The 9,960-nt window shown below is 68.4% G+C and carries 7 protein-coding genes; all 7 read right to left on the minus strand.

All coding sequences use genetic code 11. The annotated features are described in order from the left end of the window. Window positions 1-52: 52 nt before the first annotated feature. Window positions 53-1,741: an alpha/beta hydrolase family protein gene (locus ACP7AI_RS17350; protein WP_426170112.1), complete on the minus strand. Its 1,689-nt coding sequence runs from the start codon at window positions 1,739-1,741 to the stop codon at window positions 53-55. 131 nt (window positions 1,742-1,872) lie between these two features. Next, window positions 1,873-2,562, minus strand: coding sequence for a response regulator (locus ACP7AI_RS17355; RefSeq protein WP_426170114.1), 690 nt, complete (start codon window positions 2,560-2,562; stop codon window positions 1,873-1,875). Then, window positions 2,559-5,225, minus strand: coding sequence for a DUF4118 domain-containing protein (locus ACP7AI_RS17360; protein WP_426170117.1), 2,667 nt, complete (start codon window positions 5,223-5,225; stop codon window positions 2,559-2,561). Before ACP7AI_RS17360 ends, ACP7AI_RS17355 begins: the two co-directional genes overlap by 4 nt. Further along, a complete protein-coding gene (gene kdpC / locus ACP7AI_RS17365) occupies window positions 5,222-5,800 on the minus strand; it encodes a potassium-transporting ATPase subunit KdpC (protein WP_426170120.1) in 579 nt (192 codons plus the stop codon). The genes ACP7AI_RS17360 and kdpC overlap by 4 nt, the downstream gene beginning before the upstream one ends. Window positions 5,801-5,811: 11 nt before the next feature. After that, on the minus strand, window positions 5,812-7,869 hold the full coding sequence (gene kdpB / locus ACP7AI_RS17370; RefSeq protein WP_426170123.1) for a potassium-transporting ATPase subunit KdpB: 2,058 nt from the start codon (window positions 7,867-7,869) through the stop codon (window positions 5,812-5,814). Window positions 7,870-7,883: 14 nt separating this feature from the next. Then, complete coding sequence (kdpA, locus tag ACP7AI_RS17375) at window positions 7,884-9,587, minus strand: potassium-transporting ATPase subunit KdpA (RefSeq protein WP_426170125.1); 1,704 nt, start codon at window positions 9,585-9,587, stop codon at window positions 7,884-7,886. A 13-nt stretch (window positions 9,588-9,600) separates the two neighbouring features. Beyond that, a complete protein-coding gene (locus tag ACP7AI_RS17380; protein ID WP_426170128.1) occupies window positions 9,601-9,690 on the minus strand; it encodes a potassium-transporting ATPase subunit F in 90 nt (29 codons plus the stop codon). Window positions 9,691-9,960 lie beyond the last annotated feature (270 nt).

Genomic DNA, 9,960 nt, shown 5'->3' on the forward strand with positions numbered 1-9,960 from the left:
CAAGGACGACCCGTGCACGCCCGGCGACATCGCCGCTGCTGCATATCCAGCGTCAGGAGACCTGGGTTGCGGTGCCTGCAACGACATACCAGGTCACCAGCAGTCCGCACAGCAGACCGCCGGGCACGGCGCTGCCGGTTCGCGACCAGGTGAAGGTGCCGATCGCGGCGATGGTGGCGAGTATCGGGACGAACTGGATGGCGATGACGGTGGTCAACGGATCGAACGCCGTCGGCAATCGACCGATGCCGACAAGGACGCCATAGTCCACGACGAGCAACAGCAGGAAACCGGCCGTCAGCGCCAGCTTTGCAGCGCCGTAGCGCCACAGCCGGCCATCGGTTGCCACCGCCAGCCTGGCGAGCGCCCCCAGCGTCACGACCTGGGCAAGGGTGATCGGCACCACATAGACCAGCGCGATCCGCAACCGGTCGAGGCCGAGCGGCTTCAGCGCCACCACCCAGAACCGCAAGTCGACCGTGAACCATGCCGCCATCGCCAGCAGCGCCAGATAGCCGATGGCGGCGGTCGCCAGCGCCAGCAAGGCGGCGCGAAGCCAGTGTGGCGTCGCACGCGGGGACGACGGCGGCCCGAAGCGGGCCATCAGCAGCGTCAGCCCGGCGTTGACCAAGGCCCAGACCGTCACTTGCGTCGTGACCGTCTGCGGCAGCAGCGCCGATGGCGGTAGCATCAGCGTCACCGCAATAAATGCCGGGAAGAAGGTGACGGCCGGCATCAGCGCCGTCAGCGCGAACTGCCGCCACCAGCGGCGGTCGCGGCGCGGCAGCCCTGGCGGCGGCGCGCGGCGCAGCGCGGCAAAGACCGGCAGCGCCAGCAACAGGTCGAAACTGCCGACGAGCAGGCCGACGAAGCCGACGAGAGCAATGCCCGTCGCGACTTCCTTGCCGAACCAGATCTGGTCACCGGCGGGGAGCGGCGTGCCGCCCTCCAGCGTGCGGCCGAACCAGTCCAGGGCATCGCCGATCGCGGCATGGCTGATGTGGTCGCCAGGATGGATCGCGATCGGCTGCGTAAGCCGCCGGGCCGTGCCGGCGGCGATGCTGCCGTAGATCCGGCCCGGCTCGATCGCGGTGGTGCCGAACAGCGCCTGCAGTTTCGCGCTGCCGGCAACATCCTGCGCGCGGTCGACGTCCCACATCAGCTTCGAAAATTCGTCATGGCTGCTGAACACCAGCGCCAGGTTGCGTGGCCAGGCCGGCGTGCCATCGGCGGCGAACGGCTTGCCGGTCGATGACCCTTCCAGCACCACCGCGCGATAGGCATCGGGCATGGCGGCGGCAGCGGCGAGGACGGTCCAGCCGCCCATGCTATGCCCTTCGAGGCCGATGTTGGCCTTGTCGACCATCGGCAGCCCGCGCAGCCAGGCCAGCCCGGCCGGGCCGCCAAACCCCTCGGAAAAGGCCGCGCCGCCCGAATAGCCATGGCCGGTCTGGTCGAGCGCCAGCACGACATAGCCGCGACGGGCGAATTCGATGGCGAAACCGTCCTGCGTCTCGCGACTGTTGATGTAGCCGTGGACGGCAAGGATGCCCGGCGCCGGCGTCGCCGTCGTGGCATTCGGCGGCACATAGAGCAGCGCGCTCATCACCGTGCCTGCCGGCGAGCGAAAGCGGACGTCACGCACGTCGATACCGCCCGCGGTCTGGATGCGGCCGGCTTGCCAGGATCCGCCCACGACCAGTGCCAGCCCGAACAGAAACAGCCACCAGCCCCTGCGCATCGTCGCTAATCCCCCGCTCGCCTCCTGCCTTAGGCGCTGGGTGCCGGCACGCAAGATGATTGCGTCGAGCGGGCGGCTGTCTGCATGCCGCCACGACTATAAGAGCAATCCCCGCGTCGACGGTCGGTGCGCTACGCGTCCGCCATGAAGCGGTACCCCACGCCGAGCTCGTTGACGATCAGCCGCGGACTGGCGGGATCGAGCTCGATCTTCTGGCGCAGGTTGCGGACGACGATACGCAGATATTCGACATGACCGTCCTGGTCGGTCGGCCAGGCCGCAGCCAGGATGCGCTGGTGGGTCACCACGCGACCCGGTGCCATCACCAGTTGCGACAGGACGTCGAACTCCTTTCTGGTTAGCTTGATCGGCGCGCCGTCGCGGCTGATGTCCCGGTTGGCAAGATCGATCCGCAGCGTGCCGGCGGTGATGACCGCGTCCGCGCCCTGCTCGTTGACCCGGTGGCGGAGCGAGGCGCGCAGGCGGGCGAGCAGCTCTTCGGTGTCGAAGGGCTTGGTGACATAGTCGTCGGCACCGAGGTCGAGCGCCGCGACCTTGTCATCGGTGGCTTCGCGCGCCGAAATGACGATGACCGCCATGCGGCCGCGCTTTTTCAGCAACGGCACCAGTTCGAGGCCGTCGCGGTCGGGCAGGCCAAGGTCGAGCAGCGCCGCATCGGGCGTTTCGGCGTCGGCAATCCGCATCGCATCGCGCGCGGATGCGGCCTCGAGCACGGCATAGCCGGCGCGCGCCAGCGTGTTGCCGAGCAGGCGGCGGATGTGAAGCTCGTCGTCGACGACCAGGATGCGTTGCTGGCTCATTCGTCACCTTCTGCAGCGCGCTCGCGCACCAGCAGCCGCTCGGGGAATGCGAGGCTGAAGTCCGCGCCCTGTCGGTCCGGGCGGTTGCCGGCGCGGACCGACAGCCCCATGCCCTCCGCAAAACCCTTGACGATTGCCAGGCCGAGCCCGGTGCCGGTGGTCGTGCGATCGGAACCGTCGAGACGGTGAAAAGTCTCGAAGACGGCGCTTTCGCTGCCCGGCGGCAGGCCAGGGCCCTCGTCGCGCACGCTGAGGGTCAGGCCATCGCGGTAGCGTTCGGCGCTGACGGTGATCGGCGTGCCGGGATCGGCATAGCGGCCGGCATTGTCGAGCAGGTTGAGCAGGCAGTGGTGGAACAGTTGCGGATCGACCAGAACCAGCGGCAGGCTGGGCGATACATCGAGCTTGATGGCATGGCCCTCCAGCGTCGTCCGCACATCGTGGACGGCGCCCGCAACCGCATCGGTCAGGTCGACAGGCTCGACGCGCAGCTTCAGGGCGCCGGCCTCGACCCGCGCCATGTCGAGCAGGTTGGATACGAAGCGGTTGAGCCGCAGGGCCTCGCTCTCGATCGTGTCGATGAGCGCCGGCGTGCTGCCGTGGCGCAGTTGCCGGGCCGCCGTCAGGACAGAGGTCAGCGGCGTGCGCAGGTCATGGCTGACCGATGACAGCAGGGCGGCGCGCAGGCGGTCGCGCGTGCGCACGCTTTCGACGTCGCGCATGTCGGTTTCGAGCCGCAGTCGCTCGAGCGCCAGCGCCGCCTGGTCGAGCAGATTGGTCAGCAGCGGCAGCTGGTCGGAGCGCAGCGGATCGCTGCCGTCTTCGCGGGCGACACCGAGGATGGCCAGCGCGCGACCGCCGGCGGCGATGGGCAGGAACAGCCAGTCGGAAGCCGCCAGCGTGCCCGATCCGCGGCCGGCGGACTTGCCGGTATCCTGCACCCAGCGCGCAGCGGCGAGTTCCATCGCCTCGAGGCGGGTGTCGGGCGTCGTCGAGGCCGTCACGACGAGGCCGGCGCTGCCATCGTCGATCAGCACGACGCGCAGGTCGAAGATGCGGCCGATCTCGCTGCAGATCGTCCGCGCCACCTCGGTCCGGTCGCCCAGCGACGTCAGCTGGCGCAGGAAGCCGGCCAGCGCCGCGTTGGAACGCGCCCCGGCTGCAGCAAGATCAGCCTGGGCCCGGACCCGCGACGTCAGCTGGCTGGTCACCACGGCCACACCGAGCAGCACGATGATCGAAACGATGTTCTCGGGATTGCTGATGGTCAGCGTGCCGGTCGGGGGCAGGAAGAAGAAGTTGTAGGCGAGCGATGAGGCCAGACCGGCGAACAGTCCGGTCCGCAACCCGAACAGGCTCGCCGCCGCCATGACCGGCAGCATGTAGAGAAGCGCGACGTTTCCGAGATCGAGGATGTTGAACAAGGCCAGCCCGACGGCAGTGACGCCTGCCACCATCGCTGCCGACCAGCCGTACCCCGACAGCCTGCCCCAGTCGGCCGGCGGCCGGATGCGCATTGCCGCCGACCCGGCCGTGGCTTCCAGCGGCAGCACATGGACGGCAACGCCGGGCGTTTCGCGCACGAGGCGATCGACGACCGAGCCGTGGCGCAGTTCAAACCAGCGCGACCGTGCCGATTTGCCGACGACGATCTGCGTCGCGCGGGCTTCTTCGGCAAAGCCCTTCAAGCCGTCGACGGTGTCCGACGCCGGCACCATGGCGACGGCGCCGCCCAGCTGGGTGGCGAGATTGAGCGTTGCCGCGATGCGGCGATGTTCGTCGGGACCGAGCTGCCGGCTGCGCGACGTTTCGACGTAGACCGCCGTCCAGGGGGCATGGAGCGCGTCGGCGATGCGTTTTGTGGCGCGGACAAGGCCCTCGGCACCGGGCTGCTCGCTCAGTCCGACGACGATGCGCTCGCTTCCCGCCCAGGTGCCGCCCAGCGCATGGGCGCGGACGTGATCGAGCATCTGGCTGTCGACCGCCTGCGCCGCGCGGCGCAGCGCCAGTTCGCGAAGGGCCGACAGGTTGGATTTGGAAAAGAAATGCGCCAGCGCCCGCGTCGCTTCCTGCGGCAGGTAGACCTTGCCTTCCTTCAGCCGTTCGATGAGCTCGTCGGGCGGAATGTCGACGACCTGGAGTTCGGCGGCTTCGAGGATCGAATCCGGGACGGTCTCGCGCACGCGCACGCGGGTGAAGGAGGCGATGACGTCGTTGAGGCTTTCGACGTGCTGGATGTTGAGCGTCGAATAGACATCGATGCCGGCGGCGAGCAGTTCCTCGACATCCTGATAGCGTTTGAGGTGGCGGCTGCCGGGTGCGTTGGTGTGAGCCAGTTCATCGACGAGGACGAGACCGGGCCGGCGTGCGAGAATGGCGTCGATGTCCATCTCGTCGAGGGTACGACCCTCGTACGCAACGGCGCGGCGCGGCACGATCTCCTGCCCCCGGGTCAGCGCCTCGGTTTCGGCGCGGCCATGGGTTTCGACGACCCCGACGACGACATCGGTCCCGGAGCGCCGCCGCGCGGCGCCCTCCGACAGCATTTCATAGGTCTTGCCGACGCCCGGTGCGGCGCCGAGAAAGATCTTCAGACGCCCGAGGTCTTCCCGCGCGGCGGCGCGCAGGAAGGCCTCGGGCGGCGGACGATCCCGTTCGCTCAACTGGCGCCGAGCCGGTCCAGCGCGCGGTTGAGCGCCAGGACGTTGACGCGCGGCTCGCCGAGGATGCCGGCCACGGGTGCCTCGATGCTGCGTTCGACCAGCGCGCGCACCGCCGATGGCGGCAGGTTTCGCACACCGGCAATGCGCGGCACCTGGACGATCGCCGCGGCGGGCGACAGGTCGGGATCGAGCCCCGAGCCCGAGGCGGTGACAAGGTCGGCGGGGATCGCGTCGACCCCTTCCGCCCGACGGCGTTCGACATCGGGGCCGACGCGATCGACGAGCGCCTGCGACGCCGGGCCGAGGTTGGAGCCGGATGACGACAGGCCGTCATAGCCCTTGCCGGCGGCGGATGGCCGGGTCTGGAAGTAGCGATCGGAAACAAAGGCCTGGCCGACGACGGTCGAGCCGATGACCTTGCCGTTTTCGGTGACAAGGCTGCCGTTGGCGGCGCCCGGGAACAGCAGCTGGCCGATGCCTGTCATGGCGAGGGGATAGCCGATGCCGAGCAGCAAGGCGAACAATAGTGTCAGGACGAGCGCGGGGCGCAGCGCGGCGGAGAGGTCGGTTTTCATCGGGCGGGTTCCTATGCGAGGCCGAGGCCGTTGACGGCCAGATCGATGACCTTGATGCCGACAAACGGCGCGATGAGGCCGCCGAGCCCGTAGACGGCGAGGTTGCGGGCGAGCAGCGGGCCCGCGCCCATCGGGCGATAGGCGACGCCTTTCAGCGCCAGCGGCACCAGCGCCGGAATAATGAGGGCGTTAAAGATGATCGCCGACAATGTGGCGCTTTCGGGTGTTGCCAGCCCCATGACATTGAGCACGCCGAGCCCGGGATAGAGGACCACGAACATCGCCGGGATGATGGCGAAATATTTGGCGACATCGTTGGCGACCGAAAACGTCGTCAACGCGCCGCGGGTCATGAGGAGTTGCTTGCCGAGGCCGACGACCTCGATGAGCTTGGTCGGGTCGCTGTCGAGATCGACCATGTTGCCGGCCTCGCGTGCCGCCTGGGTGCCGGTGTTCATCGCCACGCCGACATCGGCCTGCGCCAGCGCCGGTGCGTCGTTGGTGCCGTCACCGCACATCGCCACCAGGCGGCCGCCTTCCTGCTCGCGGCGGATGAAGGCGAGCTTGTCCTCGGGGGTGGCTTGCGCCAGGAAGTCGTCGACCCCGGCCTCGGCGGCGATCGCGGCGGCGGTCAGCGGATTGTCGCCGGTGATCATCACGGTGCGGATGCCCATGGCGCGGAGCTCGCCGAACCGCTCGCGGATGCCGGCCTTGACGATGTCCTTGAGGAAGATCGCGCCGAGCAGCCGGCCGTCCTTTGCCACGGCGAGCGGCGTGCCACCGGCGCGGGCGATCTCGTCGGTGACCCGCCGCAGTTCGGTCGACGCGGCGCTCTCGGCGGCTTCGGGGGTAGCCTTCAGCACCGAATCGACGGCGCCCTTGCGGATCAGCGACGTACCGATGCGCACGCCGGAGATGCGGGTCTGGGCGGTGAACGGGATGATCTCGGCTTCGGCGGGCAGCGCGGTGGTCGCGATGCGGAACGTGTCGCGCGCCAGCACGACGATCGAGCGGCCTTCCGGCGTTTCGTCGGCGAGGCTGGCGAGCAGCGCGGCTTCGCCCAGTTCCGCAGGGCTTGTGCCACCGACGGTGCGGAACTCGGTGGCCTGGCGGTCGCCGATGGTGATGGTGCCGGTCTTGTCGAGCAGCAATATGTCGATGTCGCCGGCGGCCTCCACCGCGCGACCCGACTTGGCGAGGACGTTGAAGCGGACCAGCCGGTCCATGCCGGCAATGCCGATCGCCGACAGCAGCGCCGCGATCGTCGTCGGGATCAGGGTGATGAGCAGCGCCGCCAGCACGGTGACCGGGATGCTGCCGCCGGCGAAGCTGGCAAAGCTCGGGATCGTCGCGACGGCGATCAGGAAGATGATGGTCAGGCCGACGAGGAGGATGGTGAGCGCGATCTCGTTGGGAGTCTTCTGCCGCTCGGCGCCTTCGACCAGCGCGATCATCCGGTCGAGAAAGCCCTGCCCCGGATTGACGGTGACGCGGACGCGGATCGCGTCGGAGATGACACGGGTACCGGCGGTGACGGCGGAGCGGTCGCCGCCCGCCTCGCGGATGACAGGCGCGCTTTCGCCGGTGATCGCGGCTTCGTTGACGGAGGCAACGCCGGCGACGACTTCGCCATCGGCGGGGATCAGGTCGCCGGTTTCGACGAGCACGAGGTCGTCGATGCGCAACTGGCTGGCCGGCACCTGGGACCAGGCGTGGTCGAGGCCGGTGTCGAGGCCGGCGCCGCTGCCGGCGAGACGCTTTGCCGTCAGCTCGGCCTTGGCATTGCGCAGCGACGCGGCCTGGGCCTTGCCGCGCCCTTCGGCGATGGCTTCGGCGAAGGTGCCGAACAGCACCGTCAGCCACAGCCAGACGACGAGCTGCAGCCTGAAGCCGAGGGCGAGGCCATCGCCGCCGACGAACAGCAGCACCGTCAGCAGGGCCGCGACGACGGCGGTGACGAACATCACCGGGTTGCGCACCAGCTGGCGCGGGTCGAGCTTTCTGAAGGCGTCGCCGATCGCCGGGGCGATCAGGTCGGCAGTGAACAGGGACGGGGTGGAACGAGCCATGGCGGCGCTTTCGATCAGGAGAGTTTGCCGCCGGTCATCATCAGATGATCGGCGATGGGGCCAAGCGCGAGGCCGGGCAGGAAGGTCAGGCCACCAAGGATCAGGATGATCCCGACGAGCAGGCCGACCCACAGCGGCCCGGTGGTCGGGAACGAGCCGGCGCTAACCGGCGTGACCTTCTTGGCAGCCAGGCTGCCGGCGATGGCGAGCATCGGCACGATGACGAAGAACCGGCCCAGCCACATCGCGATGCCCAGCATGGCGTTGTAGAAGGGCGTGTTCGCCGTCAGCCCGGCAAAGGCCGAGCCATTGTTGCCGACCGCGCTGGTGAAGGCATAAAGGATTTCCGAAAAGCCATGCGGCCCCTTGTTGAGCGGTCCTGCCAGGCCGGGTTCGACGACGGCTGCCACCGCGGTCATGCCCAATATCGTCAGCGGCAGGATGGCGATGGCGAGTACGGCGAGCTTGACCTCGCGCGCCTCGATCTTCTTGCCGACATATTCCGGCGTGCGGCCGACCATCAGCCCGGCAACGAACACGGCGAGAATGGCGAACAGCAGGAAGCCGTAGATGCCGGCGCCGACACCGCCGACGACGACCTCGCCGAGCTGGATGTTGAACAGCGGGATCATGCCGCCCAGCGCCGTGAAGCTGTCGTGCATGGCATTGACCGCGCCGCACGACGCCGCGGTGGTGACGACGGCGAACAGCGACGAGGCGGCGATGCCGAAGCGCACCTCCTTGCCCTCCATGTTGCCGCCGGCGACGCCTAGGCCATGGAGGACGGGGTTGCCCGCGGCCTCCTGGGCGTAAGTGACGCCGACGCCGACGAGGAACAGCACCAGCATCGCCGACAGGATGGCCCAGCCCTGGCGCTGGTTGCCGACTGCCTTGCCGAAGGTCCAGGTGAGGCCGAAGCCGATGACGAAGATCGACAGCATCTGGACGAAGTTCGTAACCGCCGTAGGATTCTCGAACGGATGCGCCGAGTTGGCGTTGAAGAAGCCGCCACCGTTGGTGCCGAGCATCTTGATGGCTTCCTGGCTGGCCACCGGGCCGAGCGCCAGCGTCTGCCTGGCACCTTCGAGCGTGGCGATGTCGACCGATCCTGCCAGCGTCTGCGGCACGCCGCTGGCGACCAGGAACAGGGCGTAGGCGATGCAGAGCGGCAGCAGCAGGTACACCGTCACCCGGGTCAGATCGGCCCAGAAATTGCCGATGCCGGCCGCGCTCCGCCGCGCGAAACCGCGGAACAGCGCAAAGGCCAGCGCGATGCCCGTCGCCGCCGACAGGAAGTTGTGGATGGTCAGGCCGAGCATCTGCGCGAGGTTCGACATCGTCGCCTCGCCGCCATAGCTCTGCCAGTTGGTATTGGTGGTGAAGCTGATGGCGGTGTTGAACGCCAGATGCTCGCTGGCGCCCGGAAAGCCCATCGGGTTGATCGGCAGCACCCCCTGCAGGCGCAGCACCGCATAGGTCAGCAGCAACAACGCGACATTGAACGCCAGCATGGCGACGGCATAGCCGCGCCAGCCCATCTCCGCGTCCGGATCGACGCCGGCCAGCCGATAGAAGCCGCGCTCGACGGGGCCGAGGACGGCGTGGAGCGGTGTGCGACGGCCCTCGTAAAGCGCGTGCAGCCACAGGCCGACAGGCTTGGTCAGCGCCAGCAGGATGCCGACGAACAGCAGGATAAGGGCCCAGCCCTGAATGGTCATTGGAAATTCCCGCCTAGAAGCGTTCGGGCCTGACCAGCACGGCCAGGAGATAAAGCAGCAGCGCCAGCGCCGTGACGGCGGCCAGCCAGAGATCGATGGTCATCGGGGTGTCCTTCGCTCAGGCCTTGTCGAGCAGCCGGACATAGGCGAGCGTTGCCGCCAGCAGCCCGACGATCGCGCCGATCCAGAGAATGTCCTGCATGGGTTGGGTTCCTTGTGGTCAAAAGGCGCCGGTGATCGAGAACACGACCTTCCCGTTGGAGATCGGGTCGCCGCCGGGGATCTGGAACTTTGAAAAGTTCGGCTGCAGGCGGAGATAGTCGAAGCTGGTGTCGCTGATGTCGGTGTCGACATAGGCGACGCCGAGCGTGAC

Origin of the sequence: Sandarakinorhabdus sp. DWP1-3-1, assembly GCF_049896705.1 — a bacterium.
GTDB lineage: Bacteria > Pseudomonadota > Alphaproteobacteria > Sphingomonadales > Sphingomonadaceae > Sandarakinorhabdus.

Bases quoted from the DNA above. Each gene is read 5' to 3' on its own strand.
- kdpB (WP_426170123.1), bottom strand. From the start codon at position 7,869: ATGGCTCGTTCCACCCCGTCCCTGTTCACTGCCGACCTGATCGCCCCG.
- kdpC (WP_426170120.1), bottom strand. From the start codon at position 5,800: ATGAAAACCGACCTCTCCGCCGCGCTGCGCCCCGCGCTCGTCCTGACA.
- ACP7AI_RS17380 (WP_426170128.1), bottom strand. From the start codon at position 9,690: ATGACCATCGATCTCTGGCTGGCCGCCGTCACGGCGCTGGCGCTGCTG.
- ACP7AI_RS17350 (WP_426170112.1), bottom strand. From the start codon at position 1,741: ATGCGCAGGGGCTGGTGGCTGTTTCTGTTCGGGCTGGCACTGGTCGTG.
- kdpA (WP_426170125.1), bottom strand. From the start codon at position 9,587: ATGACCATTCAGGGCTGGGCCCTTATCCTGCTGTTCGTCGGCATCCTG.
- ACP7AI_RS17355 (WP_426170114.1), bottom strand. From the start codon at position 2,562: ATGAGCCAGCAACGCATCCTGGTCGTCGACGACGAGCTTCACATCCGC.